This is a genomic window from Erythrobacter sp. JB1-7 (assembly GCF_057365015.1).
Window position 1 is genome coordinate 2,105,211 of the sequence record NZ_CP200291.1, and the last position, 26,511, is coordinate 2,131,721.

The following is a 26,511-nucleotide window of genomic DNA, read 5'->3' on the forward strand; positions in this document are numbered from 1 at the left end:
ATGGCGCTTCGCCCTGACCTTGCGACCATCGCCGCCCAGATTGCGCCGAACACGCGTCTACTTGATATTGGCTGCGGCGATGGCGCGTTGATGGCCGAGCTTGAGATGTCCAAAGGTGTCGATGCGCGCGGGATGGAATTGGACCCTGCTAAGGTTGAGCGCTGCGTCGCGCGCGGGCTTTCTGTGGTTCAAGGCGATGCTGATCGCGATCTGGCTAACTATCCCGATAAAACATTCGACTACGCCGCGCTCAGCCTGACGCTGCAAACATCGCAGCGGCCTGACAAATTGCTCGATGAATTGCTGCGCATCGGACGCACGGTGTTTGTCAGCTTTCCCAATTTCGCCCATTGGCGCACGCGCACCGCGCTGATGTTTGGCGGGCGCATGCCAGTCACAAGGACTTTGCCTGTCAGCTGGTATGCGACCGAAAACATCCACCACGTCACTATTCCCGATTTCAAAGCCCTCGCGCACGAAAAAGGCGCGCTGATCAAGCGCGCCTGGTATTTCGCTGATGAGCGCGCCATCGGCCCTGCGGGGGCCAATTGGCGCGCTCAATTCGCGGTGTTTGAATTGAGCCGGTAAACGGTCAGGATGGCACCAATCCGTCCCTAACGAGCGTTGTTCCGTCCGTCTTCATCGTGACAGAGCCAGTTTCCTTCACATTGTTGGCTTCCAGCTTTCCGGTCAATGTCGCTTTCAATGTGTGATTGCGTTCCATCATGCCGGGCGAATTCAAAGTGATGCCGCTCCATGCGTAATCGCTATAAACTTCGTCCAAAGCGGCCTTTTTGCTATCCATAAATGCGCCAAGTCCAGCGATGTTCACGTCTTTCAAAGGCATGACATAATCTTCGATCCGAAATTCAGACGCATTCCCGCCGATGACGGTGATCTCAAGCTCTCTTGGCTCTGAAAACTCACCGGTTGAATTGTCGAATTTAACCGATAGCATTTTCTTGGGATCAGACGGATCCTGATATTCAACGTCGCAGCCCCACATCATTCCGCGCGGGTTTACCTGCATGCTGTCAATCTCGCTGCCCGCACTGAACAGCGTGCTGATTTTGCTCACCATCGCATCATCGCCCAGAAGCTGGCTGGTTTTTTTGAAGCAAATGTCAAAGCCATCATCGATCGTCAGAGCATTGGCGTTGGCATCGGCCTGCATGTCCGCCACCATCTGGTCGACGTCAGCTTCTCCGCCTCCGCATGCCGCAAGCATAAGTGCAAGGGATGCCCCAGCCGCAGCTTTGGCCGCAACCCTGCTACCTGATTGAAATAACATCGCAAATTTCTCCTAAAAAAAGGGCCTTCCCACAAGAAAGGGTGTGTGGGAAGGCCGGATAAAACGCTTGCGCCGAATTAACCGGGGCGATGAATGCCGCAGATTTTGTGGCCATCGGGATCAGTGAAATAGCACAGATACATAGGGCCCATCGTGCTTTCACGCTTGCCTGGCGGGTCTTCGATTGAAGTGCCGCCATTGGCGACAGCGACATCGTGCAATTGCTGGATTTGCTCTGGCGAATTGCAGACAAACCCGATGGTAGAGCCGTTTGAAGGTTCTACGGGTTCGCCATTGATCGGCTCGCTTACCGAAAAGGTGCTGCCATCATGGATGTAGAACAACCTGGTTTGGCCGGTGTCGTTGACATGCGCCATAGGCTCGCCCGCACCCAGCACGCCCAGCACGGCGTTGTAAAAGGATTTGGACTTTTCGATATCATTGCTGCCGATCATGATGTGATTGAGCATTGCGGTTGTTCTCCTTGTTAAAAACGGATTCGCACGCAGTCCGGTAGCATGAGGTTCATGCATGGGGCTATATGCGGCAGCGCAATGATTATACATTCTCTTTTGGCCGTATTGATGGCGGCGCAAACCCCGGCAGCCAGCACTGCTGCTTCTGAAACGCAGCTCTCTTCCGAAAGCCGCGGTTTGCTGCGCTGTTCAGCTGCCTTTGCGCTGGTGGCGCAGGGTCAGGAAAATGGCAATGAGGCAGCCCTGCGCTGGCCCGATCTGAAAACGCGCGGACGCGAATTTTTCGTGCGTTCGATCGCGAGGTTGATGGATGAAACAGGGCTGGACAGGGAAGGCATTGCGCGCTTGGTTAGCACAGAGGCGCAGAACCTGTGGGACACAGGCGAGATAGAAGCGATCATGCCCTCGTGCCTTGTGATGCTAGAGGGATCAGGGATTTAACATCTGCGTTCAGAAACAGGCCATGGGCTTTGGGCTAGGGTCCGCTTAATTCGTCACAATTGAGGGGTTTTTCCATGCGCGCTTTGCCTGCTGTTGCCGCTGCCACATTTATTCTTGCCGTGCCATCGGGCGCCTTGGCGCAGGACACTGCCCCGCCTGAAGACCCGCCGGCCGAAGCCCCTGTGAGCGAGACCGCATCGGGTGAAGAGGCTTTGGCTAAGATATCTGACAAACTGGCCGATCCTGATTTTCAGGATCAGATCACTGCGGTGGCAGGCGTGCTTGTTAACGCCATGCTGGACTTGGAAATTGGCCAATTTGTCCAGGCTGCCGATCAGGCGAGCAATGGCGAAGCAGGGATTGAGGATGCCGATATCGATGCCGACACACGTGTGCGCGACCTCATGCGCAATCCCGATGATCTGGGTGAGGATATCGAGGAAAACTTGCCCCAGGCAATGAACACGATGAGCGAAGGCTTTGCTGCCATGCTGCCCGCGCTTGAGGCGATGGCGAAACAGATGGGCGATGCAGTTGCGCGGGCGCGAACCGCTGACTAAATCAAAGGCGCGCTGCACACGGCCCGATCAAGCGGTGCCTGAGCGCGATTTGGCGGGTGGATTTTGGCCCCGTGATAAGGCAAAAGCACCTGCATAATGTGGTTCCTCTATCAATTCCCCCTATGCCCTTTCAGCCGCAAAATCCGGCTGTTGATGGGCGAAAAAGGCATCGCCTATGATCTCGTCCGCGAAGATCCGTGGACGGGGTCTGATATGTTCTTCAATCTCAATCCGGCAGGCCGCACACCGGTTCTGACCGATGAAAAACGCAAGGTCGTGATCGCTGACAGCCGCGCAATTGGCGAATATTTCGAAGAAACCGAAACACGCGCACCAATGATCATGGGCACCGCAGATCAGCGCGCGGAAATCCGGCGGCTTACCGCTTTGTTTGATGAAAATTTCTACGCCGATGTGACAGAGCCATTGTTGTCAGAGCGGATGAAAAAACGCCTCATCCTGCGCCAGCCGCCCGATAGCAAGCGCCTGCGCGAAGCGATGAAAATGGCGCATGGGCATCTCGATTATCTCGACTGGTTGATCGACACGCGCCCCTGGGTTGCAGGATCGACGATGAGTATGGCGGACCTTGCCGCAGCCGCGCAGATTTCGGTCGCCGATTATCTGGGCGGGATCGATTGGGCAGGCCACGACAGCGCGCGCGGCTGGTATTCGGTTTTCAAAAGCCGCCCCAGCTTTCGCCCGCTGTTGACCGAACGAATGGATGTCATCAAACCGCCCGCGCATTACGCTGAGGTTGATGGATAGCGAAATGCTTGCCGGGTTCGCTGGCGCGGGTTTTTTGTTTTCTCGCTCACGCCGGACCGCCCCGCCTCCCCGCCCGTCCACCAAGGGTTCCATAAGGATATGGTGGACGGGCGGGGAGGCGGGGCGGTCCGGCGTGAGCGAAGCGAACACAAGATAAAACTCGGGGTGGCCACCCCCGCCAAGGATCACGCGGAAATGCTATCCGCACCCGCCAAAAAGCCGCACGCCTTACAAAAACTCCGCCTTGCGCATTGCCTTTTCCCATCCGATATCAGGTGCGTAAAAAAGGCACGCATCATGACAAATCCCGATCCCAAAGCAATCAGCGAAGAAGAATGGCGCGCGCGCCTGTCGGCTGAGCAGTTCCACGTCCTGCGCGAAGCGGGCACAGAACGCGCGTTCACGGGCAAATACGACAAGTTCTATGAAGAAGGCGAATATGTCTGCGCGGGCTGCGGGACGCGGCTGTTTATCAGCGCGGCCAAATATAACAGTGGTTGCGGCTGGCCCGCCTTTACCAAGCCCGCTGATGAAGACACGATTGATGAACACCGCGATGTTAGCTTTGGGATGATCCGCACCGAAGTGACCTGCGGCAAATGCGGCGGTCATCTTGGCCATGTCTTTCCCGATGGGCCGCCAGACGAAGGCGGACTGCGCTATTGCATCAATTCAGCATCGCTCGAATTTGTTGCAGATGGGGATGATTAAGCGCTGGTTTGGCCTTTGCCACTCTTTTGCCATATTCACGCCCTGTTACAACTTGGCTAGGCATTGTTAAATGGCCTTGGTGGATGCCTTGGTAATTGGCGTGGGGTAGAGGCACACAATGTCAAAACGCGGTGATCGTCTGCAAAACAAGGGCAAGCGCGGTTCTCGCCGGGCCGCGTCCGAGCGGGCATCTGCATCCAAGAATAGCCGCAGCAAACGCCCTGCATCGGGCAATAGGAAAGGCGGCGCAAATGGCGGCGCGATAGCAGCGCAGCCGTCTGCCTTGTGGCGTTGGACCAAGCGGCTAACGGTATGGGGTCTTGGGCTTGCCATTTTGGCCGTCATCTTTCTGGCCTGCGCAGTGGGATTTGCCGCGCGCGAAATTCCCAGTTTCTATCAGCTGAAGACCACAACCAATGCCCAGACCATTCTGGTGCGCGCGCGCGATGGCAGCGAGATTGTGGAGCTTGGCCCAAGCTTTGGCGAATGGCTCGATTACGACACCATCCCGGCCAATATGAAAAACGCCATGATCGCGGTGGAGGACAAACGCTATTTCGATCATTACGGCGTCGATCCGGTGCGTACCACAGGCGCTGTGATCGAAGGTTTTACCGGCGAGCGATCAAGGGTTGGCGGCACATCCACCATCACCCAGCAATTGGCGCGCAATCTGTTCCTCAATTCCAATCGCACCTTTGATCGTAAAGCGCGCGAGGCGGTTCTGGCGATGGCGCTGGAATGGAAATTCTCAAAAGAACAGATCCTCGAACTCTATCTCAATAAAGTGTATTTTGGCGGCGGTGCATACGGGATCGACAGCGCCAGCCGGAAATTTTTCAGCCACCCGGCCAATGAGCTTTCCATTGGCGAGGCATCCATCATTGCAGGGCTGGTGAAAGCGCCGAGCAAATATTCGCCCACTGCCGATGTGCAAAAAGCGGTGGACCGGGCGGCGGTTGTTTTGCGCCTGATGCGCGAACAGGGATATATCACTGCCGATCAGGCCAGCGTTGATGTGGATGCGGTGCAGCTGAAACAGCAGGCGGGGCAAAATTCGGTGCGTTATTTCACCGATTGGGCTTTGCCGCAGCTTGATATCCTGCTGCCTGAAACCAACGAGCCGCTGGAGGTGTGGACCACGATTGATGTGGGCATGCAGCGCGCGGCCACAGCATCGATTGATGCAAACACACCCGACGGGGCGCAGGGCGCGCTCGTCAGTCTGGACCGCGATGGCGCTATCCTCGCGCTGGTGGGCGGGCGCGATTATGTCGAAACCAATTTCAACCGGGCCACAGATGCGATGCGCCAGCCGGGATCATCGTGGAAATTGTTCGTCTATCTCGCCGCATTGGAAGCGGGTTACACGCCCGGCGATACGGTGAAAGATGTGCCTGTCACCATTGATGGGTGGAGCCCGCGCAATGCCAACGGGCGCAATATTGGTGAGACGACTTTGCGCACATCCTTCGCGTTCTCGATCAACACTGTGGCCGCGCAATTGGGCAACGAAGTGGGCTTTGGCACGGTTGCATCCATGGCGCGCAGGTTTGGGATCACCAGCAAAGTATCCACTTTCCCATCCATGGTGCTGGGATCATCCGAAGTACGCTTGCTGGAAATGACCCGCGCCTTTGCCTCGGTTTCTGCCAAGGGGATGGGGGTTGAACCTTACGGCATCACGAAGGTTGTAACCGCGAGCGGTGAAACTTTGTATGAGCGCGAAAAACCGCGCCAGTCGCAATTGGTGCCAAGCTATGTCGCTGCCGGGATGACCGACCTGTTGCAAACAGCGGTGGCGACGGGAACTGGGAAAGCGGCGCAGATCGGGCGCCCTGTGGCAGGCAAAACCGGGACGACATCGTCCAACAAGGATGGCTGGTTTGTCGGGTTTTCCTCCGGCATTACAACAGGGGTCTGGATGGGCCGCGATGATGCGAAAACGGTTCGCGGGCTGCAAGGCGGGCGCGCCCCGGCATCGGCCTTTGCCGCCTATATGCGCTATGCCGTGAAAGACCGCGCGATTGAGAAATTCGACACCGAACTGGATCGGCCTGCATGGCAGTTGGAGCCGGATGAGGAATATCTGTATGACGATCCCGATGAGTATTACTTCATCGATGAACAGGGCAATCTGATCGAGCCCGGGCGGCGCAACCCCGACGAAGGGCTGATTGGCCCGGATGGCGATGGCGGCACCGGCAACACCAGCGAGCCGCCGCCAGCCGTTAGCGAGGATTTTCTGGAGCAAGCGACCGGCGGCGCATTGCCGGCAGAAGGCAGCCCGCCTCCTGCGCCTCCAAGGCCGCCGCCCGCACAGCAGCGGCAATCTCAGCAAAGACCGGCACAACAAACCCCGCAAGCACCGCCGCTGCAACAATAGCGAGCGGCGATGCCAGCGGGGTTTTAGGCTGAGTATTACTCAGAGTGTGATGGAAGCCTAGCGCAAACGCACAGGCACAAAACGCGGCGGCTGGCCGCGGCGCTGCACCCGCAGCAGCACGGCATCGCGATTGTCGCTTTCAGCCGCTGCGATTTGTGCATTGAGCGCTTCGACGGAGCCAACCGTTTCATAGTTGGCAGAAAGGATCACATCGCCCCGGCGCAGACCTTTGCGGCCTGCATCCGAATTGGGGTCAACCGCGCCAATCACCAGCCCTGTTACATCGTCATCAAGACCCAGCGAATTACGGATTTGCGGAGTGAGCGTGAGCACTTGCAGGCCCAGCTTTTCCTCAATGGTGCCATCGGATTCCTCCGGGCTCATCGGCTCATCGGAATCGGGATCGAATGTTTGCGCCTGTGCGCGCAGCTCAGCTTCCGAAGGACGCTTGCCCAGAACCGCAGTGAGAGCAACTGTGCGCCCATCGCGCAGCACTTCGATCGGCACGCTGGTGCCAGGCGCAAGATTGGCGACGAGGAAGGATACGGTCTGTTCCGAGGTGACGGTCTTGCCGTTCACTTTGGTGACGATATCGCCTGCAGACAGCCCGGCTTTCTCGGCGGCGCTGTCACCTTGCACCGATTGCACCAATTCGCCGCGATTGCGCGCGAGCCCGAGGGAATCGGCCATATCATCGCTCATCGGTTCAAGGCTGACACCCAGGAACCCGCGCTCAATCTCGAGGCCTTCTTTCAATTGGTCAACAATCGGCGCAGCAATCTCAGCTGGGATCGCAAAGCCAATGCCGACGCTGCCTCCCGATGGGGAGAAAATCGCATTGTTGATGCCGATCACATTGCCCTGCATGTCGAACAACGGCCCGCCCGAATTGCCGCGATTGATGCTGGCATCTGTTTGGATGAAGCGGTCATAGGGACCGCCTTGACCGGTGTTACGATAGACGGCGGAGACGATGCCGCTGGTGACAGTGCCGCCAAGGCCAAAGGGATTGCCGATGGCAACCACCCATTCGCCGACACGAGTCTGCGCCGAATCGCCAAATCGAACGAACGGGAATGTCCGTTCGGATTTGATCTTAAGGACTGCGAGATCGGAGGCAGCATCTGCGCCCACCAATTCAGCCTCGTATTCGGTGCCATCGGGCATGGTCACCGTGATCTCTTCCAAAGTCGCGCGGTTGTTGGGAGTGACAACGTGATTGTTGGTCACCACAAAGCCATCGGCCGAAATGATAAAGCCGGAACCCAGCGACTGCGCCTCGCGCGTTTGCGGTTCCTGATTTTGTCCGCCGCGGCGGCGGTTGAACATTTCGGCAAAGGGCGTGCCCGCAAATGGGTTGCGCTGCACTTCGACCCGCTGGCGCGTTGCGATATTCACCACCGCAGGCTGCAATTGTTCGGTCAAGTCGGCAAAGCTGGACGGGGCACCGGCGCGCGGCACCATTTCGTTCATCACGCCTGCATCGTTTTGCGCGACCTGTGCGCCTGCCGGGTGACCTGCCATGAGTGAAACCGCAGCGCCGCCTACCAAAAGGGCGCTGGTGAGACCGTATACATACCGCACGTTTTTCACGTCCTTCAATTCCTCAAGTTATGAGCCAGCTCCGATTAGAACCGCCTCGCTTAATCTGTCATTTGCCCTCGCATAATGACCCACCTTGCGCTGAACAGCGTTTGAACACGCTCACCAAGCGCATGGCGTTGGCAGGAGCCCGTCAACGCTTGGTCGGGGCTATCCGCCAAATGCGCCTGCCCAGTCAGCGGCGACCGCGAAACTGGCGCAGATATTCATTTTCAGGCGACAGTATGATCGAGCTTTCGCCCCGGCCTTCGCCTTTGGCAAAGCTTTGTTCGTAGCTTTGCATGGCGCGGTAAAAATCGTAGAAATTCCCGTCCTGACCAAAGCTTTCGGCATAGATGCGAGCGGCCTCGGCGTCCGCCTCAGCGCGGATCACGCGGGCATCCCGGGATCCGGCTGCGCGAATGGTGCGCGCTTCGCGTTCCCGGTCCGATTCCATCCGTTGAAACGCCGATTCCAGCGGGCGTCCGGTGGGAAGATCGGTCCGTTTGATCTGCACATCGATCACTTCTGCGCCGTATTGCCGCGCCTCACGATCAAGATTGGCGCGCACATTGGCCAGAGCATTGCCGCGTTCTGCGGTCAGCATGGCCGCAAAAGTGCGGCGGCCCAGTTCCTGACGCACGGCTGAGTTCAAGATTGGCTCCAAAGCGGTCGTGACGCCTTCGGTCGTGCCAGCGCGTTCGACCATGCGAATGGGATCGACGATCCGGTAGCGGGCATAGGCATTGACAAGCAGACGCTGCTGATCGTTTGACAGCACTTCTTCATCGGTCATTTCCAGATCAAGCACACGTTTTTCAATCCGGCGCACCGACTGGATGATCGGGACACGGATTTTGATGCCCGGTCCAGTGCCATCGCCTGCCATGTTGATCGTGCCAACCGGCCGGCCTGTCTGAATGATGACGACCTGTTCTTCTTCATTGACGACAAACAGGCTCATCGAAAGCGCGACGACAATCAGCGCGATGATGACGAGGGGAACGCGAAATGTGGTCCAGAAACTGTCCATGATCACTGTCCTCCTTGTTGGGATTGCGCGGCGGGCGCTGGCGCTGGCTCTGGCGCGGGCGGCGCAGCTGCGGCCCGTTTGCGAATTTCAGGCAGCGGCAGATAGGGCGTTACGCCTTCTGCTTCGACAATGGTTTTGTCTGTCACGGCCAGCACTTTTTCCATGGTCTCATAATACAGACGCTGGCGAGTAACATCGGGCGCAAGCCGGTATTGTTCGTACACTTTGTCAAAGGCCTCCGCCTCACCTTCGGCGCGGGCGAGCGTTTGCTGCGCGTAACCTTGCGCCTGGTTGCGTTCGGCATCGGCGTTTTGTTCGGCCACAGAAACATCGCGGAACGCATCGACCACTTCGCTGGGCGGGTCAGCTTTGTTCACTTCGACACCCAGAATATTGATGCCCGCTTTGTATTCATCAAGCACCGCTTGCATGCGTTCGCGCACTTTGATCTGGATTTCCGAACGCCCTTCACCGGTGAATGTTTCGTTGAGGGTTTTTTCGGCGACCGATGCGCGCATGGCGGCTTCGGCCACTTCGTTCACAGTTTCCACCGGATCGACCAGTTCGAAATTGAAATCGCGCAAATCCTTGATGTTCCAGCGCACGATATAGCTCAAATCAACGAGGTTCTGATCGCCTGTCAGGATCAATTTCGCGCTTTCACCTGTGCCGGGGATGACCAGCGGGCGCACGGTTTGCACATCTTCGATATCGACCGTTTGAATGGGGAAAGGTGCGGTTAAATGCAGGCCCGCATCCAAAGTGCTGGAATAAGCGCCCAGTGTTTTGACAACGGCTTTTTCTTTCGCCTCGACCTGATGCAGGCCTGTGCCCAAAATCCACACGGCCAATGCGCCAACTATAATCAGCGGAGCCCAGCTGCGCCCACCGGGCAGTTGCGGCATGCGAAAATTGGGGCCGCCGGGGCCGCCGCGCCGCGGACCTTCGGGGCCTCTGTTTTTGAAGATATCTTCGATGCTGGCAGAGCGGCGCGGTTCACCGCCGCCGCCAGGCAGCCACGGATTGCGAGGGCCATTGCCGCCCTTTTTCTCGCCATCATCACCAGAACCATCGCCGCCCGAATTGTCGCCGGACGGTTCATCACCGCCGCCGCCCCAGGGGTTCTTTTTCCCAGCCATGGCAAGACCTTTTCCAGCCAAGCCAAGGCGCTCTTTCAAACCGTCAAAAAACTGCATGAAACTCTTATAGGTATGCAAATCTGCAAAAAACAGGGGTGGCGCCTGAAATTAGGACAGGCCAAGGATGATTTTGGTGTTAAGGGCGGGCGCGAATGACCCAAAAGACTGAACTGACAGCTCAGGAAAGCGCATTATTGGCTGCATTGCCAGCGGATATTTCATCGCGGGTGCAGTCTGTAAAAGCGACTGGCGCGCGCGCCATCGTTGTGGCGGATGCTGGCGATTTGAACGGCGCGCAGCGTGACGCATTGGAAGGTGCGATTGCTGATGCGTTGAAATCGGTGCCCGATATCAATCCTCAGATCACAGATGTGCACATCGCGCTGACCGCTGATCGCCGCCGCCGCCGAGTGATCGCGATTGGATCGGGCAAAGGCGGAGTGGGCAAATCGACCTTAACCGCCAATCTGGCCGTCGCGCTGGCCAAAATGGGCCACAATGTCGGGGTGATTGATGGCGATATCTATGGCCCCTCGCAGCCCAAATTGCTTGCCACTGAAAATCGCAAACCGGCCGCCGATGAAGACAGCAAGAAACTGATCCCGCTGGAAAGCCCGCATGGGGTCAAAGTATTATCGATGGGGCATTTGGTCGCGCCGGGTAAAGCGCTCGCATGGCGCGGACCGATGGCGGGAAAAGCGCTGGGCCAGCTTGTCGATGCGGAATGGGGGGAAACCGATCTGTTGTTGATCGACCTGCCGCCGGGTACAGGCGATGTACAATTGTCGATGATGGCGGACAACAAACCCGATGGGGCGCTGCTGGTGTCTACGCCGCAAGATCTCGCTTTGATTGATGCAGCGCGGGCCGGGCAATTGTTTGAACAAGGCAATGTGGCGATCATCGGCCTGGTTGAAAATATGGCGGGTTACGCCTGCCCGCATTGCGGCGAAGTGAGCGATCCGTTTGGTCAGGGCGGGGTGGAGACATTTGCAAAAGCCCTGGAGATACCGTTCTGGGGCCGCATTCCGCTGGCTATGGCGGTGCGGATCAGCGGCGATGCAGGCACTCCGCCAGCAGCAGGCGATGGCGAGGAAGCTGCCGCTTTTCATGCCATCGCTGGCAGGCTGTCCGATTGGCTTGCCAAGGAGGCAGCGTAAAGGATGCAGGTATCGCGCCGAGGCCTTGTCACAGGCGCTGCTGTGGGCGGCGGTTTGCTGGTCGCGTGGTGGCTGGTGCCGCGCCGCTATCCCAATCCGCTGATGGCCGCTGATGGGGAACATGTCTTTGATGCCTGGCTGAAAATCGCAGAAGATGGCGTGGTGACAATCGCGGTGCCGCAGACCGAAATGGGTCAGGGCGTGACGACATTGCTGCCTCAGATCATTGCGCAGGAAATGGGCGCGGACTGGCGGCAGATCGCTGTGGAGCCAGCAGGCATATCGGGCGCGTATCCCAATGTGCCGCTTGCGACCAAATGGATGGCTTTGTGGGATCCGGTGGCAGGCGGATTGTCTGATGCAAGCGATGCCTATCTCGCTAAGAACTTTGCTGAGCGTTCCCGTTTCAGCGCGACTGCCGATGGCACGTCGGTGGCCGCCTATGAATTGCCCTGCCGCGAAGCGGGCGCTGCTGCGCGCGCCGTTCTAGTAGAGGAAGCCGCCGCCAGGTGGGGCGTTGATCCGCAGGGCTGCACGGTTGCCGAAGGCGTTGTCTCTTATGGCGAGGAAAGCTTTACCTTTGGCCAGTTGGCGAAGGCCGCGGCGCAGCGATCAGCCCCCGGCACCGCGCCGCTTAACCCTGAACCTTATAGCGAGCCGATGATACCGGGCCAGCCGATCAGCGAGATGGCCTTTCCCCGGCTTGACCTGCCATCAAAAGTGGATGGATCGCATCAGTTTGCCAGCGATATCCGCTTGCCCGGCATGGTCTATGCGGCGATCCGCCATGGCCCCAATAATGGGGCGGAGCTGGGCGAATTTGACGCTGACAAAGCCGCATCGGTCAAAGGCCATATCGCCACAATCAAAGGCAAAAGATGGCTGGCGGCGGTGGCAGACAATTGGTGGAGCGCGAGCAAAGCGATCGACGCGATGGACCCGCAATTCACGGCCGAGTATCCGGTCAACAGCGATGACATCGCCGCGCGGCTTGATACACAGGTGGATGGCGGCGCGTCCTTTACAATGGCGGAAACGGGATTTGGCAAAGAGGCATTGTCGCGCGTCGATATTGCCCGGCGGTATGAGGTGGAGGCAGCCCACGCTGCCCCGCTGGAAACTGCCAGCGCTGCGGCGCGGTTTATCGACGGGCGGCTTGACCTGTGGATCGCGGCCCAGGCACCCGAAAGCGCGCGGGCAGCTGCAGCCAGAGCCATCGGGATCCGCACAGAGGACGTCGCGCTTTACCCCATGCCGGCAGGCGGCAGTTTCGATTGCCGTCTGGAGCATGATCACGCCATCGAAATCGCTGTGATCGCGCGTGAGCTTGCCAAAGACGGGCCTGTCCCCGTGCAGCTGACCTGGTCGCGGCGCGATGAGATGATCCGCTCGCGCCCGCGCACGCCTGCCTGTGTGTTGATGGGCGCGCAAACCTCAACTGCGGGCAGCGGCGCAATTGATGCGATGCGGATGCGGATTGCTTCCCCGCCCGCCGCCGCCGAATTTGGCAAGCGTTTGTTCGAAAATCTCACCCCATGGGCCGCGATCGCATCAACCGAAGGCGCGCGCGATCCCTTGACGTGCGAAGGCGCAGTGCCGGCCTACACCATGCCCAGCATGGTGGTGGAGCATATCCCCACCGAAATCGGCCTGCCCGTGGGCCGGGTGCGCGGCAATGCGCACAGCTACACGGCTTTTGCGATTGAAAGCTTTATCGATGAAATCGCCCATTCCGCCGGCCGCGAACCGCTGACATTTCGCATCGGCATGCTGGGCGATGATATCCGGCTGGCTGCTTGTCTTCAGCGCGCGGCGCAAATGGCTGAATGGGATGGCGGGATCGACCAGAGCGGGCAGGGCATTGCCTGCCACCGCATCGGCGATCCCATCAGCGGCGCGCGCATTGCGTGCGTTGCGACCGCCCGGCGCAGCGAAGGCGGCGTGCGCGTGACCCGGTTATCAGCTGCGGTTGATATTGGCCGGATCATCAACCTCGATATCGCCCGCCAGCAAATCGAGGGCGGCCTGATATTCGGTATCGGCATCGCATTGGGCCGCGCCGTGCAGTATCGCGGCGGGCTACCGGCAAGCTTTGACTATGATGATCTGGCGCTGCCGCAATTGGCCGATTGCCCCCGGATTGATGTGGATTTCCTGCCGAGCGAAGCGGCCCCCGCTGATCCGGGCGAATTGGGCACAGTCATCGCGCCGCCTGCTATTGCCAATGCGCTGTTTTCAGCCACGGGCTTGCGCCTGCGCCGTCTGCCCCTACTTTCCAGCGGGTTATGATGCGCCGCACGCTTCCTCTCAACCCGCTTTCGCAGCCAAAGCCTAGGATATTCTGGCGCTGCGGTGCGTTGGTGGCGCTATGACCTGGGAAAAGCAGCTGCTGCCAAACGATCATCCGCCGGTAAAAAGCGGCAGCGTTGGCGTGCTTGTCATCAATCTGGGCACGCCCGATGCGCCGGAGCCGGGCGCGGTTAAGCGGTATCTGAAACAGTTTCTGTCCGATCCGCGCGTGATCGAAATCCCGCCGATTGCCTGGCAGCCGATCTTGCGCGGCATCATCCTCAACACTCGCCCGCGCAAAAGCGCAGAAGCCTATGCCAAAGTCTGGACCGACAGAGGCTCTCCGCTGGCTGATATCACTGCCAGCCAGGCCGAAGCGGTCGCGCACGATCTGGGTGAACATGCGATTGTCGATTATGCGATGCGCTATGGCTCGCCTTCCATCGAGCAAAGGCTGACGCAGCTGATGGCCAAAGGTTGCGACCGGATATTGGTGGCGCCCATGTATCCGCAATATTGCGCCGCCACGACCGCAACCGTGTTTGATGAGGTCGCCCGCGTTCTTAAAGAAATGCGCTGGCAGCCAGCCTTGCGGTTTTTGCCGCCATATCATGATGATGCGGTTTATCTTGATGCGCTCGCAAAAGACCTGACCCGGCAGATGGATGGATTGCCGTTCAAACCCGAAGTGTTCTTGATGAGCTTTCACGGCATGCCGCAGCGCACGCTTGAACGCGGCGATCCCTATCACTGCCATTGCCACAAAACCGCTCGCCTGCTGCGTGAGAGGCTTTCCGCCGTCCCGCAATTTGACGGGGTGCGGTTTGAAACGACGTTTCAGTCGCGTTTTGGCCCTGCGGCATGGCTGGAACCGGCCACTGATGCGACACTGATTGCCGAAGGCGAAAAAGGGACCAAAAAACTGGTGGTTGCCGCGCCCGGATTTGCCGCAGACTGTGTGGAAACGCTTGAGGAATTGGCACTGGAAGGGCGCGATGAATTTGTGGAAGCGGGCGGCGAGGAATACGCCGTGCTTGATTGCCTCAATGTTTCTTCCAGCGGCATTGCCATGCTTGAGGCGCTTATCCGGCGCGAGCTTTCCGGCTGGATTTAACCTTTCGTTCTGGTAGACCACCTATCAGTTGCAAAAGCGAACCAGATAGGGATGCAGGACATGGCCAGCGCGGCTGAGGCACAAACGCAGGAACCGGTTTTCGCCCATTGGAGCGAGGGGCTGCCGTCTGATGATGATCTGGCGCATATTCCCGGCGAACGCGGACTGCCCTTGGTTGGCAACACATTCAAACAGCTCGCCGATCCGCATGCTTACACCGCTCGCATGGTCCAAACTTACGGCAAGGTTTACAAAACGCACGCCTTTGGCGGGTGGAATGTTTCGCTGATCGGCGCGGATGCCAATGAATTGGTCTTGTTCAATAAGGACAAAATTTTCTCCAGCGAACAAGGCTGGGGCCCAGTGCTCGATCAATTGTTTCCGCGCGGTCTTATGTTGCTCGATTTTGACCACCACCGGATGGACAGACGCGCTTTATCAATCGCATTTAAACCTGGCCCGATGCGGCATTATTCGGGTGCGCTGAATGCTGGAATTGCGCGTGAAGTGTCAAAATGGGCGGGGTCGATGCAATTCCAGCCTGCTATCAAGCAATTGACGCTGGATCTGGCTGCCGACAGTTTTCTTGGTATTCCATGGGGGCCAGAAGCGGACAAGATCAACACGGCCTTCGTTGATATGGTGCAAGCCTCGGTCGCGCCTGTGCGCAAGCCATTGCCGTTTACAAAAATGAAAAAGGGCGTCGATGGCCGCGCTTTTATGGTCGATTTTCTAACCCGCGAAACCAATCGCAGGCGCGCAGAAGGCGGCGGGCAAGATATGTTCAGCCAGTTTGCGACCGCAACGCGCGAAGACGGTTCGCTACTGCCGGTCGATCAGGTGGCGGACCACATGAGCTTTTTGATGATGGCCGCACATGACACCATTACGAGTTCTGCGACATCGTTCCTCTATTATCTTGCTACAAATCCCAAATGGCAGGAAACCCTGCGCGAAGAAGTGATCGCGGTCACAGGAGGTCCGGATGGATCAGGCGCGGCGCGCCCGCTCGAATATGACGATATGGGCAAGCTTGAAATGCTGGAGATGGCATTCAAGGAAGCGTTGCGGATGATGGCGCCTGTCCCGTCAATGCCGCGCCGCGCGCTTAAGACATTTGAATTTGAAGGATACCGGGTTCCGGCGGGTCAACTGTGCGGGATCAACATTCAATGGACCCATTATTCGGATGAATATTGGGATGATCCGCGCATGTTTGATCCCATGCGCTTTACGCCTGACAAGGTGAAAGCGCGGCACAAATATGCCTGGGTGCCGTTTGGCGGGGGCGCGCATATGTGCCTGGGACTGCATTTTGCTTACATGCAGATAAAGGTTCTGCTGGCGCAGCTCTTGCAACGTTACCGGATCGAACCGACCGAGGGCGCAGGCTATGCTCCTGATTGGCAGCCATGGCCCATCCCGCAGCCCAAAGACGGGCTGAAAGTGACCTTCAAACCTCTTTGAAGCTTTCCTACACCGTGCCTGCGGGGTAAAATTCGCCCCACGTGCCCCGGAAAAAGTGTGCGAGGCATATCGGTATCAGCCTGTTGGCGCGGGCAAGGGTTTTTTGTCCCAGGACCGTGTAACATGCGGTCCATGCTTCAGGCTTTGGCCCGTGAAACTGAACGGATTGGGCGTTTGGACGGATTGGAAGGTTGGCTGTGAGTTACCCCGGTGTTGGGGCGGCGTTGGGGCGTCAGAAGTCCCAGGCGATCCCGTCCTTCTCCCAGTCGCCATAACGCGTGGGAGAGATGTCGCGCGGCTCATCCTTGAGCGGATCGACCGCTTTGGGCTTGGGCGGCGGATCGTTGGTCCAGTGGGCCGGTTTGGTGAAAGCCTTGGCAGCGGCGGATTTGCGTTTGGTCATATGAGAGGCAACGCGCATGCTGGCGCTTGGTTTCACATGCGGCTAGGGGCGGGTGATGGCTCAACCGACAGGGATATACGCGCGCCGCGCTGCATTGAAGATGTGTGATGCAGTTTTGCGCCGGGGGGAAACGCTCGAACAGGCCGCGCCCGCCGCCCTTCGCGATGTGCGCGGCGCTGCCGATCAGGCGCTGGCGCGCGCGATTGCAGGCGAAGCGATGCGGTGGCTGACCGATCTCGATGCGCTGATCGATGGCGCGACCCGTCAGGTTTTGCCGCATGATGCAAAACCGCGCGCGGTCCTGCGCCTGATGCTGGCCCAAGCGTTGCGGCTGGAGACACCCCCGCATGCGGTGATCGCGACCGGCCTGCCACTGCTGTCTGGCGGGCCGCGCCGATTGGCGCACGGGGTGTTCGGCGCGTTGATGAAGAGCGGGGCAAGCCTGCCCGATACGCCCACTCTGCCTGCGAGTGTGCAAGCGCGCTGGGACGGCCGGTCCGCGGTGATCGCAGCAGGGCTGATCCACCCGCCCGAGCTCGATCTCGCGGTTAAGGAGCTTGCCAAGACAGGCGAATGGCAAGCGCAGCTGGGCGGTGTCTCACTTGCCCCCGGTCATATCAGAGTGCCGCGCGGCACCGCGGTTGAGGCGCTGCCCGGCTATGCGGACGGCGCGTGGTGGGTGCAGGATCTGGCAGCGCAGATACCGCCATCGCTTCTGGGAACAGGTGAGGGCCGCCATGCGCTCGACCTGTGCGCCGCACCCGGCGGCAAGACGATGGCGCTGGCCGCAAATGGGTGGAACGTGACCGCGCTCGATCTGTCAAAGCGGCGGCTGGATGTGCTCAAAAGCAACCTCAAACGCACAGGTCTGAAGGCATCAACAGTGCGCGCAGATGCTCTCAATTGGGAGCCCAAGCATCGCTATGATGCGATCCTGCTTGATGCGCCGTGCACCGCAACTGGCACCTGCCGCCGCCATCCCGACGTGCTCCACCGCATCGGAGAGCGGCACATTGGCGAGATGGGACAATTGCAGCGCGCTCTGATCGACCGCTCGGCGGGATGGCTAAAGCCGGGCGGGACGCTGGTCTATGCGGTGTGCTCTCTCGAACGCGAAGAGGGAGAGGCGCAGGCGGAGTGGGCGGCGGAAACGCTTGCTCTCACGCCCGCACCGATAACCGCAGACGAATTGCCAGAAGGCATTGCGCCGACATCCGAAGGCTGGCTGCGCACTCATCCCGGCATGCTGCCAGAACAAGGCGGGCTGGACGGCTTCTTCGCGGCGAGGTGGCAAGCGCCCTAGGCTTTCACCTTGTTTTGAAAGCTCTTTCGCAGTTTCATCAGTTTGGGCGGGATCACGGCGAGGCAATAGGGATTGCGCTGTCCTTCGCCTTCCCAGTATTCCTGATGATAGCCTTCTGCTGGATACCACGGCTTGACTTGCTCGCCATTTTCCAAGCCTTCTATTGTCGTCACCGCTGTGCCCGCATTGCCTTCATTCCAGCGTGCAATCGCGGCCTGCGCTTCTGCGCTCTGCTCGTCTGACAGGGGAAAGATTGCACTGCGATATTGTGTGCCGACATCGCCGCCCTGCCGGTTAAGCTGGGTGGGGTCATGCGTGCCAAGGAACATGTCGTAAATCTCTGCAAGGCTGGTGATCGCGGGGTCAAAAGTCACGCGAATGCCTTCTGCATGCCCCGTGCGCCCTGTGCACACTTCCTTGTAGGTCGGATTTGCGTTGTCGCCGCCAATATAGCCGCTTTCAACTTCGCTCACTCCAACCACATCGCGGAACACGGCTTCGGTGCACCAAAAGCATCCACCTGCAATGATCGCTTGTTCCATGTCGTATTTGTCTCCTGTTCGACAAACGACATAGGAAGGCCGACAAGGATTGCCAGTGCTTGGCCCACTCAAAGCCTTGGGTCTTGTCATTGCAGCGTCACGGCGTAAGACCATGAACAGATCAATCCCAAGATGACCACCTGAACACGAAGGACCACACCGATGAAACCTGTTCTGCTTGCTCCGCTTGCCGCAATTGCTCTTGCCGTTCCCGCACTGGCGGATGACCATAGCGAAGGCGCGCCTTCGATTGAGGAGGTTCTGGCATCTGACAAACGCGGTGATGATGGCGCGCGCGATCAGTATCGCCGGCCTGCTGAAACGCTTGAATTTTTCGGTGTCGAGCCAACGATGACAGTGGCCGAATACGGCCCCGGCGGCGGTTGGTACACCCGTGTGCTTGCGCATTACATGATGCCCGCTGGCACATATATCGCATTTAATGGCGATAGCGATGGGCGAACCTATCGTGACCGCGCGCAGGAGGCCCGCGCCAAGGGTTGGACCGAGCGGTTCAAATCGAGCGTCGCTGAAATGATGGGTGTAGACGCAGACGCTGTCACTGCTTTTGAAATTGATGAGATGCCCGAAGAGGCAGCCGGGACAGTTGATCGGGTGGTGATCTTCCGTTCAATGCACGGGCTCAATATCGGTAACAGCGCTGATGATGTGCTCAAAGCTGCTCGTATGATGTTGAAAGATGATGGCATGGTCGGCGTGGTCCAGCACCGGGCGCCTGAAGGGGCGAGCTATGACGATTATGGCGCTCGCCAGCGCGGTTATATGCGCAAGCAGGATGTGATCGCCATTTTCGAAGCAAACGGATTTGAGCTTGCCGCAGAAAGCGAGATCAATGCCAATCCCAAGGATACCGCCGATTACGAAGGCGGCGTGTGGACCCTGCCGCCCTCATTTGGGTTTGGTCGCCAATCCGAAGAGGAAATGGCCAAGCACCGCGCGATTGGCGAAAGCGACCGGATGACATTGCTGTTCAAGAAAGCCGACTGAGCCTGATCCTGGCACTAATGAACATGGGAGAGAGAAAATGAGATATTCTGTAATGGCGCTTGTGAGCGCTCTGGCGCTTGCCGCTTGCAGCCCCGAAGCGGGTGAAAGTGATGCACCTGCAACGCAAACAGAGGCTGAAAACTCTGCTCTCTCCGATGTTCTTGCCGCTGATCTGCGGGCCGAAGATGCAGCGCGCGATGCGTTTCGCAATCCGGCTGAAACGCTCGCATTCTTTCAGGTTGAACCCAGCCACACCGTGATCGAATACGCGCCCGGCGGCGGTTGGTATACGCGCATCCTTGCCCCATATGTTTCGGAAGAGGGTCAATATATCGGTTCCGGTTTTGAGCCTGAAGCGGGTTCATCACTGGGCGATGAATTTGTCGCACGCGTGCGCGAAGGCAGCGAAACTTTCTCTGCAAGGCAGGCTGAAAGCACCGGCATCGCCGCTGAAAAACTGCCATTCTATTTTGCCAATGCCATCCCCGATGATGTGAAGGGCACGGCCGACCGCGTGCTGGTTTTCCGTATGATGCACAATCTGAAACGCTGGGGCATCGCCGACAGCGAAGCCGAAGCTTGGTTTGCTGCACTTAAGCCCGGCGGGATGCTTGGTGTGGTGCAGCACCGGGCGAAAGCCGACGCGCCAGATGAATATGCCGATGGCAATATGGGCTATCTTAAACAGGATGAGCTTATCGCCTTTTTCGAAGGGAAAGGCTTTGAATTGGTGGACACGTCCGAAATTAACGCCAATCCCGATGACACCGCCAATTATGAAGGCGGTGTGTGGACCCTGCCGCCTTCATTCGGGTTTGGTGCCCAGTCGGAAGAAGAAATGGCAAAATATAGCGCCATCGGTGAAAGCGACCGGATGACACTGCTGTTCAAAAACCCGAATGAAGCTATTGGGCGGCGCATGAGTAAACTCACTGTCGCCGCCCTTCAACTCGCGCTTGGCTCTGATGATGAAGCGGCGAATATCGCTGCCGTTTCAGCCATGGTTGAGCAGGCCGCAGCGGCTGGCGCGAAACTGATCCTGCCGCCTGAACTGTTTTCGTCGCCCTATTTCTGCCGGGTGGAGGATGAGGCTCTGTTCGCGCTCGCCCGCCCCGCAGCCTCGCATCCCAGCATTACCACCATGCAGGAACTGGCGGCGAAGCTGAACGTGACCATCCCCACCAGCTTTTTTGAGCGTGACGGCCACCATTATTACAACAGCCTCGCGGTGATCGGGCCCGATGGCGAGATCATGGGCACTTACCGCAAAAGCCATATTCCCGATGGGCCGGGTTATGAGGAGAAATTCTATTTCCGCCCGGGCAATGATGGGTTCAAAACCTGGGACGTGCCCGCCGATGATGGCGCGGTGGTGCGGGTTGGCGTCGGGATTTGCTGGGACCAGTGGTATCCCGAAGCGGCCCGCGTAATGGCATTGAACGGGGCCGAAGTGCTGCTTTATCCCACCGCCATCGGGTCTGAACCCTATGATGAGAGTTTAGATACCAGCCGGATGTGGCGGCGCGCGATGGTGGGGCATGCGGTGTCCAATTGCATGCCAGTGATTGCTGCCAATCGTATTGGCCGCGAAGGGCCAGAGGATGGCGCGCAGACCTTTTATGGCCATTCCTTCATTGCCGATGAATGGGGCGATATGGTCGCTGAATACAGCGCAGAAGACACTGGCGTTTTGTTCGCGACACTTGATCTGGCGCGCGCGGCAAAACACCGGGCCGGCATGGGCTTTTTCCGCGATCGCCGGCCTGATCTTTATGGCCGGATTGCGCAGGATATTTGATCCGGGCGCCTGGATTTTGAGCAGTCTTTATCTGATCGCGCTTGGGTCCAATCGGCGCCATTTTCGCTATGGCCAGCCGCGCGCCGTCGTGCATGCGGCGATGGAGGAGCTTGCGGTTCTTGGCACCGTTAAAGCGCGTTCTGATGTCATCACCAGCGCTCCTATTGGGCCTGCGCAGAGGAAATTTGCGAACGCTGCCTGTGTGTTAGAGAGCGAGCTTACACCGCCAGATTTATTGGCGGGCCTGAAACGGATGGAGCGCGCTTTTGGCCGCCGGCGCGGACAGGCTTGGGGCGACCGAGTGCTCGATCTCGATATTGTGCTGTGGAGTGGCGGGGTTTTCGCCTCGCGCGCGCTCACCATACCGCACTGCGAAATGGCCAAGCGCCGATTTGTGCTCGATCCAGCCTTGATGGTTGCAGCAGACTGGCGCGATCCCACAAGCGGCCTCACAATCGCGCATCTTGCAGCCAGAGCGAGATAGGATCGGGCTCAATGGGAGGCACACGAAAAAGCGCTCTGCCGGGAATATCGACAGAGCGCTTCGATCACGCAGGAGACCAATCCTGAATTTGTTTAGGCAGCGCCCAGCTTGCGGCGACGACGGCCAAGGCCGAGTGCCACAAGCGCCAGGCCGAACAGGCCGAGCATGCCGGGTGCGGGAACTTCGGTGTAGCCTGTGTTCTTGCGAACGAAATCGCCTGCAACCACTGGATCGCCCCAGGTTGCCCAAAGATTCCATTTGCGCCCATCATGCTTGGTTTTCAGCATTTCGGGGTGGCGCGGATCGCTTTGCAAGCCAACGACATGGCCGTTGACGATGCGAGTGCCTGTCATGGAAGTGAGAGTCGCCATCAAGGACGGAAATTCGCCGCCTTGGAAGTTGGCGAAATCAGGGCTGGTGAAATTGGCATTGACGATCGAACCCGTGACAGAGCCGGTTTGGGTGTCAGTGTCGATTGTCAGCGTATGAGCGCCATCATGGCCTAACCGATATTCAAAAATGGTGGCTGACGCAGGCGAAGCAGCTGCCATGGTGGTTGCGGCAATCGCGATTGCGGCGGTCTTGGTAACGTTCTTCATCATATTCCCCGTCTGGTGTTCAATACGTGATTGGCGAAAGCGCTGTTGCGATGACGCCGAAAAAGAAATTCAATGTGGTGAACACAGTGGGTGCAACTGGCGTGCCAAAATCGCTCGAACTCAGCGTTCCTGCATTATTCGATAGTTAACGCAGAACTGGCGATTTGCGGGTTTGTCAAAAAGCTCGACAGATTATTCGATTAACCAAACTTGCGTTTATCGCGGGCCGATTAGCCAAAAAAACGCCCCTCCGGTTTCCCAGAGAGGCGCCTTTCTGTCTGTTTTGAAGCAGCCGGCTGGTCGTTTAGGCCGCCGCAAGCTTGCTGCGACGACGACGGCCAAGGCCGAGAGCCACAAGTGCGAGACCGAACAGGCCGAGCATGCCAGGAGCGGGAACTTCCGTTGCGGTAACGCTCTGGATAGTGCGACGGAAATCGCTGGCAACAACCGGATCGCCCCAGTTTACCCAGAGGTTCCACTTGGTGCCTTCACCGCGAGTGTTCAGCATTGGCGGGTGGTTGGCGTCCACTGACGGATCATAATAAACGCCATTGATGCGGCGTGTACCAGTGATCGAGCTGAGGGTGGCTGAGAGGCTGGGCAGTTCGCCGCCTTCGAAATCAGCGAAATCGGGGCTGGCGAACGTCACGTTGAGACGTGACCCGCTCCAAGTGCCGGTGCCTGCATCGGTGTCGATGGTCAGGATGTCGCCGCCGCTCAAAGTGTATTCAAAAATGGTTGCCGATGCTGGCGCTGCCGCCATCATCCCACCGGTTGCAACAGCAAGTGCGGCTGCTTTGGTGATGTTTTTCATTGTTATCCCCCTTGTTAAGGTTTCAGCGAAAAGTCTGGTTAAAAATTAACAACCAAACTTGGTAAAGATAGAGTAAGCAACTCGCGTGCCAAAAGCTCGAAAACACCAGTTTTCAGCGATTCTTAGGGGTTAACGACTATGAGCGATCCGATAGTTTGTAAAAATGCCCGACAGATTTTTAGAACAACCCGCCGTTAAACAAATTTAGCTAGAGCGATCACTATGACCAGAACCAGCCGTTTCCTTCGATCAGGCGCCCTTTTGGCGCTTGCCCTTACGCCTCTGACCGCTGCCTGTGACACCGGGCCAAGCGATCCGCTTGCCGCTGCACAACAGGCCATCGCCGATGGAGAGCCGCGCAGCGCGCTTGATTACGCGACCGCAGGGCTGGAACAGGATCCGGGCAATCCCGATTTGCTGATGGTCGCCGCTGATGCGGCGTTGGCAATTGGTCAGCCCGACCGCGCGATCACCGAGTTGGGAAAGGTGCCATCGGATGCGGCCCAATACAAAAAGGCGCGCACAAAGCTGGCTCAGGCTCAGATCGAAGGCAGTTACATGCAAGCGGCCGGGCAAACGATTGAAACACTGGAAATTGATACGCCGCTCGCGCATCGCGTTTTGGTGATGTACCGCCTGGCGCAAGGCGAGGTTTCCGACGCGTTTGACGCGCTCGATGCAGGGCTGGCTGAATTTCCGGAAGATCCGGTGCTTGTCACCTATGATGCAGACCGGATCTGGGCGCAGGGCCGGGTGGATGACGCTTTGGCGCGGCTGGCGCCCGCATTGAAAGTCACCCCGGTTGTTTACGAGGCGCATCTGTTTGCGGGCAAAGCGATGCTGGCATCGCGTGACTTGACCGCGTCTGAAAACCACTTCAAAAAAGTGCTGTCTGTTCGCCCCGTTGACCAGACCGCAATGCTGGCCATGGCTGCGATTGCCAATGATCGCGGTGATAAACAGGCGGCCAATAACTGGCTCAACAAAATCGGTGAAAGCGTTGAACCTTCTCCTGCTTGGGCCTTGTTTGAGGCGCAGATGGCATATGAAGCAGACGATCTGGATCGCGCTTTCGGGATGATCGAAAAAGTCCCTGCAAGCCTGGCGAGCGAGCCCGAATTTGTGCGCCTGCGCGGCCTTATCGATGCGCGCCGCGACCAGCATGCGATGGCGGCTTTGTCGCTGGGCAATTATGTGAAAGAGACAGGCGGCGATGTGCTGACCCGCCAATTGCTCGCGCGCAGTCTGGGTGAAGAAGGTAAGTTCAGCGAAGCTTGGGCAGCGATTGCTCCGATTATTGATCATCCGCAGATGGATGGCGCGGGCCTGGTGATGGCGTTGCAACTGGCCGAGCGCGCCAGCCCTCAAAATGTTGACCGGATCACGGCTCTCTTAAAAGAGCGTCAGGCAGCGCCATCGCTCAACGCCGAAATGGTTGAAGCGGGTAAAGCCATTCGGGCTGGTGATTGGGCAAAGGCCGATGCGATCTACACGCCTTTGGTGGCAGGTAAGGGTAAGAATGATCCGGCTCTTTTGAACAATGCCTCGGCTGTGAAGTCGAAACTTGGCAAGCACGAGGAGGCTGTGGCGTTGGCGCGGCGTGCTTTGGCGCAGGCTCCATCGAGCCCAGAGATTATGGACACGCTTGGTTGGGCCTTGTGGCAACAGGGAGGCAATGTCGCCGAAGCGCGCTCAATCCTTACCAAAGCGCGCGACAAGGCACCGCGCAATCGTGAAATTGCCGAACATTGGGCTATCGCGCACGCAGAGTAGTACTGGTGGGCGGCTCGCCAGTTTGCGGGTCCGTTCTGCCGCCATTCGGCGAAAGAATCTGCCTTTCGTGCAAACAATTGCGCTGATTGGCTTGACCCATGGCGCAGCCCTGCCTAGTTGAGCGCTTCCGCGCGCGGTTCCGATTCCGCAAACGGTGCCTCACACACTTTTGGGGGTCCTTAGCTCAGTCGGTAGAGCAACTGACTTTTAATCAGTAGGTCGCTGGTTCGAACCCAGCAGGACTCACCATTCATTCCTATCGAACATCGGTTTCTGGGGTCTCCGCCGAGGAGGCCGAGATAGTGCTGGCAATTCCGGGTCTTTGCGCCAGTGGGAAATTGCTACCGACAATGCAGACGCATTGACCCCCTTAATCGCTCCCGAAATGCGCTTAGTTTCCTGCGGCCGATTTGAAGTTGGGTAAGCCAAGTGTCTCGCGCTGATCTGCGAAGCGAACTGGCAGGTTCCCCGTCCGCTAACGGCTACGGGTCTTAAGGTTCTCGGCCAGTGTACCCTTGAGGATGCATGGGATGACCTTGGGATCAAGATAGCTCAGCCTTGCAAGTTGCTGAAAGTGAAGCAACTTGGTGGTTTTGACCGGTCGAGCGGCGGCTTCGTCTATGTCGTGTGGCTTCTCTCGCCCTCCCCAACTTCGCGCTTGCCACAAAACCATGCATCCGTTAGTCAACATGTTATGTTGTAACATCTAATCTGCGCGCCTCCCTCTTATGAATACGCTCTCCCTCTATTCCACTTCCCACTCGCAATCGCTCGATGATTTGCGCGACATTCGCGATCGGGCCTGTTCGCTTGGCGTTTGGCAGCGTGATGCACTGCCTGAAGGTTTGTCTGGTGTCGCAGCACTGTTGAGAGATCAGCCGCGCGATGTGCGCTTTGCGGCTCGCAAAACGGATTTGGCCCGGGAGCTTCCGTTTCAGTTGGCCGAAGCTGGCTTTCCTGCGGGCGAGACATGTGATGCGCTCATTGCTGATATTGCGGCGCTGTCCGACAATTTTTGCGCCATCCTGGATATTGATGCGCTGGAAGTTCGGCTTGAGATCGTGACCGGCAATTCATGCCGCAAATGGCATGCCGATTACGTGACGGCGCGTCTTATCAGCACGTATGTGGGGAGCGGCAGCCAATGGCTTGATGCTCGCGATGCGGACCGTGTTTCGCGTGGGGGTGAGCCGGCACAGATCAACCAATTGCCTGCTGGCCATGTGGGTCTGTTCAAAGGGCGGCTCTCGACCCAGACGCCGATCATACATCGCTCTCCGCCGATTGAGGGGACGGGAGAGACCCGGTTGCTCCTGGTGCTCAATCCGGTCGATCCGGCATGAGCAAGCGACCAAATCCACACTTTTACAA

At 58.2% G+C, this 26,511-nt stretch carries 25 protein-coding genes and 1 tRNA gene; 17 read left to right on the forward strand and 9 right to left on the reverse strand.

Going from position 1 to position 26,511, the window contains the following annotated elements:
- Positions 1 to 588 (forward strand): methionine biosynthesis protein MetW, encoded by a 588-nt coding sequence (gene metW, locus AC0V6W_RS10260; RefSeq protein WP_486151560.1) that lies wholly within the window; start codon positions 1 to 3, stop codon positions 586 to 588.
- A gap of 4 nt (positions 589 to 592) precedes the next feature.
- On the opposite strand, the gene AC0V6W_RS10265 is transcribed toward metW, so the two are convergent.
- Together AC0V6W_RS10265 and AC0V6W_RS10270 are read right to left on the reverse strand one after the other, a co-directional pair.
- A complete protein-coding gene (locus AC0V6W_RS10265; protein WP_486149684.1) occupies positions 593 to 1,291 on the reverse strand; it encodes a hypothetical protein in 699 nt (232 codons plus the stop codon).
- 77 nt (positions 1,292 to 1,368) lie between these two features.
- Positions 1,369 to 1,761 (reverse strand): VOC family protein, encoded by a 393-nt coding sequence (locus AC0V6W_RS10270; protein WP_486149686.1) that lies wholly within the window; start codon positions 1,759 to 1,761, stop codon positions 1,369 to 1,371.
- An 84-nt stretch (positions 1,762 to 1,845) separates the two neighbouring features.
- Between AC0V6W_RS10270 and AC0V6W_RS10275 the strand changes: the two genes are divergently transcribed.
- The 5 genes from AC0V6W_RS10275 to AC0V6W_RS10295 all read left to right on the forward strand — a co-directional run bounded on the left by AC0V6W_RS10275 (position 1,846) and on the right by AC0V6W_RS10295 (position 6,633).
- Positions 1,846 to 2,208 carry a hypothetical protein gene (locus tag AC0V6W_RS10275; RefSeq protein WP_486149688.1) on the forward strand — a complete coding sequence of 121 codons (363 nt, stop codon included), beginning with the start codon at positions 1,846 to 1,848 and terminating at the stop codon, positions 2,206 to 2,208.
- Positions 2,209 to 2,282: 74 nt separating this feature from the next.
- Positions 2,283 to 2,768, forward strand: coding sequence for a hypothetical protein (locus AC0V6W_RS10280; protein ID WP_486149690.1), 486 nt, complete (start codon positions 2,283 to 2,285; stop codon positions 2,766 to 2,768).
- Between the two features lie 96 nt (positions 2,769 to 2,864).
- On the forward strand, positions 2,865 to 3,536 hold the full coding sequence (locus AC0V6W_RS10285; RefSeq protein ID WP_486149692.1) for a glutathione S-transferase family protein: 672 nt from the start codon (positions 2,865 to 2,867) through the stop codon (positions 3,534 to 3,536).
- 297 nt (positions 3,537 to 3,833) lie between these two features.
- Positions 3,834 to 4,247, forward strand: a complete 414-nt coding sequence (gene msrB / locus AC0V6W_RS10290; RefSeq protein ID WP_486149694.1) for a peptide-methionine (R)-S-oxide reductase MsrB — start codon at positions 3,834 to 3,836, stop codon at positions 4,245 to 4,247.
- Between the two features lie 118 nt (positions 4,248 to 4,365).
- On the forward strand, positions 4,366 to 6,633 hold the full coding sequence (locus AC0V6W_RS10295) for a transglycosylase domain-containing protein (RefSeq protein ID WP_486149696.1): 2,268 nt from the start codon (positions 4,366 to 4,368) through the stop codon (positions 6,631 to 6,633).
- 57 nt (positions 6,634 to 6,690) lie between these two features.
- Here AC0V6W_RS10295 and AC0V6W_RS10300 read toward each other — a convergent pair whose 3' ends face one another.
- From AC0V6W_RS10300 to hflK, 3 genes are all read right to left on the reverse strand, one after another.
- Entirely contained in the window at positions 6,691 to 8,226 is a 1,536-nt protein-coding gene (locus AC0V6W_RS10300) for a Do family serine endopeptidase (RefSeq protein WP_486149698.1), read from the reverse strand.
- A 184-nt stretch (positions 8,227 to 8,410) separates the two neighbouring features.
- Entirely contained in the window at positions 8,411 to 9,247 is an 837-nt protein-coding gene (gene hflC, locus AC0V6W_RS10305; protein ID WP_486149700.1) for a protease modulator HflC, read from the reverse strand.
- A gap of 2 nt (positions 9,248 to 9,249) precedes the next feature.
- Positions 9,250 to 10,443 carry a protease modulator HflK gene (gene hflK / locus AC0V6W_RS10310; RefSeq protein ID WP_486149702.1) on the reverse strand — a complete coding sequence of 398 codons (1,194 nt, stop codon included), beginning with the start codon at positions 10,441 to 10,443 and terminating at the stop codon, positions 9,250 to 9,252.
- A 95-nt stretch (positions 10,444 to 10,538) separates the two neighbouring features.
- On the opposite strand from hflK, the gene AC0V6W_RS10315 reads away from it, so the two are divergent.
- The 4 genes from AC0V6W_RS10315 to AC0V6W_RS10330 all read left to right on the forward strand — a co-directional run bounded on the left by AC0V6W_RS10315 (position 10,539) and on the right by AC0V6W_RS10330 (position 16,416).
- Entirely contained in the window at positions 10,539 to 11,546 is a 1,008-nt protein-coding gene (locus AC0V6W_RS10315) for an Mrp/NBP35 family ATP-binding protein (RefSeq protein ID WP_486149704.1), read from the forward strand.
- Between the two features lie 3 nt (positions 11,547 to 11,549).
- Positions 11,550 to 13,835: a molybdopterin cofactor-binding domain-containing protein gene (locus tag AC0V6W_RS10320; RefSeq protein ID WP_486149706.1), complete on the forward strand. Its 2,286-nt coding sequence runs from the start codon at positions 11,550 to 11,552 to the stop codon at positions 13,833 to 13,835.
- A gap of 79 nt (positions 13,836 to 13,914) precedes the next feature.
- Entirely contained in the window at positions 13,915 to 14,949 is a 1,035-nt protein-coding gene (gene hemH, locus AC0V6W_RS10325; protein WP_486149708.1) for a ferrochelatase, read from the forward strand.
- A gap of 60 nt (positions 14,950 to 15,009) precedes the next feature.
- Positions 15,010 to 16,416 (forward strand): cytochrome P450, encoded by a 1,407-nt coding sequence (locus tag AC0V6W_RS10330; protein ID WP_486149710.1) that lies wholly within the window; start codon positions 15,010 to 15,012, stop codon positions 16,414 to 16,416.
- 232 nt (positions 16,417 to 16,648) lie between these two features.
- On the opposite strand, the gene AC0V6W_RS10335 is transcribed toward AC0V6W_RS10330, so the two are convergent.
- Positions 16,649 to 16,819, reverse strand: a complete 171-nt coding sequence (locus AC0V6W_RS10335) for a DUF1674 domain-containing protein (RefSeq protein WP_486149712.1) — start codon at positions 16,817 to 16,819, stop codon at positions 16,649 to 16,651.
- A 55-nt stretch (positions 16,820 to 16,874) separates the two neighbouring features.
- Here AC0V6W_RS10335 and AC0V6W_RS10340 point away from each other — a divergent pair, with 55 nt between their 5' ends.
- Complete coding sequence (locus AC0V6W_RS10340; RefSeq protein WP_486149714.1) at positions 16,875 to 18,122, forward strand: RsmB/NOP family class I SAM-dependent RNA methyltransferase; 1,248 nt, start codon at positions 16,875 to 16,877, stop codon at positions 18,120 to 18,122.
- Here AC0V6W_RS10340 and msrA read toward each other — a convergent pair.
- A complete protein-coding gene (gene msrA / locus AC0V6W_RS10345) occupies positions 18,119 to 18,664 on the reverse strand; it encodes a peptide-methionine (S)-S-oxide reductase MsrA (protein ID WP_486149716.1) in 546 nt (181 codons plus the stop codon). The genes AC0V6W_RS10340 and msrA overlap by 4 nt on opposite strands.
- Positions 18,665 to 18,826: 162 nt before the next feature.
- Here msrA and AC0V6W_RS10350 point away from each other — a divergent pair, with 162 nt between their 5' ends.
- The 3 genes from AC0V6W_RS10350 to folK all read left to right on the forward strand — a co-directional run bounded on the left by AC0V6W_RS10350 (position 18,827) and on the right by folK (position 21,954).
- On the forward strand, positions 18,827 to 19,672 hold the full coding sequence (locus AC0V6W_RS10350; RefSeq protein ID WP_486149718.1) for a class I SAM-dependent methyltransferase: 846 nt from the start codon (positions 18,827 to 18,829) through the stop codon (positions 19,670 to 19,672).
- Between the two features lie 919 nt (positions 19,673 to 20,591).
- Positions 20,592 to 21,470, forward strand: coding sequence for an N-carbamoylputrescine amidase (gene aguB, locus AC0V6W_RS10355; RefSeq protein ID WP_486151562.1), 879 nt, complete (start codon positions 20,592 to 20,594; stop codon positions 21,468 to 21,470).
- A 16-nt stretch (positions 21,471 to 21,486) separates the two neighbouring features.
- Positions 21,487 to 21,954: a 2-amino-4-hydroxy-6-hydroxymethyldihydropteridine diphosphokinase gene (gene folK, locus AC0V6W_RS10360; protein ID WP_486149720.1), complete on the forward strand. Its 468-nt coding sequence runs from the start codon at positions 21,487 to 21,489 to the stop codon at positions 21,952 to 21,954.
- 92 nt (positions 21,955 to 22,046) lie between these two features.
- Here the strand turns inward: folK and AC0V6W_RS10365 are convergent, their stop codons facing one another.
- A complete protein-coding gene (locus AC0V6W_RS10365; RefSeq protein ID WP_486149722.1) occupies positions 22,047 to 22,556 on the reverse strand; it encodes a PEP-CTERM sorting domain-containing protein in 510 nt (169 codons plus the stop codon).
- Positions 22,557 to 22,857: 301 nt separating this feature from the next.
- Positions 22,858 to 23,367, reverse strand: a complete 510-nt coding sequence (locus AC0V6W_RS10370) for a PEP-CTERM sorting domain-containing protein (protein WP_486149724.1) — start codon at positions 23,365 to 23,367, stop codon at positions 22,858 to 22,860.
- Between the two features lie 222 nt (positions 23,368 to 23,589).
- Here AC0V6W_RS10370 and AC0V6W_RS10375 point away from each other — a divergent pair, with 222 nt between their 5' ends.
- The 3 genes from AC0V6W_RS10375 (at position 23,590) to AC0V6W_RS10385 (ending at position 26,483) form a co-directional block, all read left to right on the forward strand.
- Positions 23,590 to 25,140, forward strand: a complete 1,551-nt coding sequence (locus AC0V6W_RS10375; RefSeq protein WP_486149726.1) for a tetratricopeptide repeat protein — start codon at positions 23,590 to 23,592, stop codon at positions 25,138 to 25,140.
- A 173-nt stretch (positions 25,141 to 25,313) separates the two neighbouring features.
- A tRNA-Lys gene (locus AC0V6W_RS10380) sits at positions 25,314 to 25,389 on the forward strand.
- 479 nt (positions 25,390 to 25,868) lie between these two features.
- Positions 25,869 to 26,483: a DUF1826 domain-containing protein gene (locus tag AC0V6W_RS10385; RefSeq protein WP_486149728.1), complete on the forward strand. Its 615-nt coding sequence runs from the start codon at positions 25,869 to 25,871 to the stop codon at positions 26,481 to 26,483.
- Positions 26,484 to 26,511 lie beyond the last annotated feature (28 nt).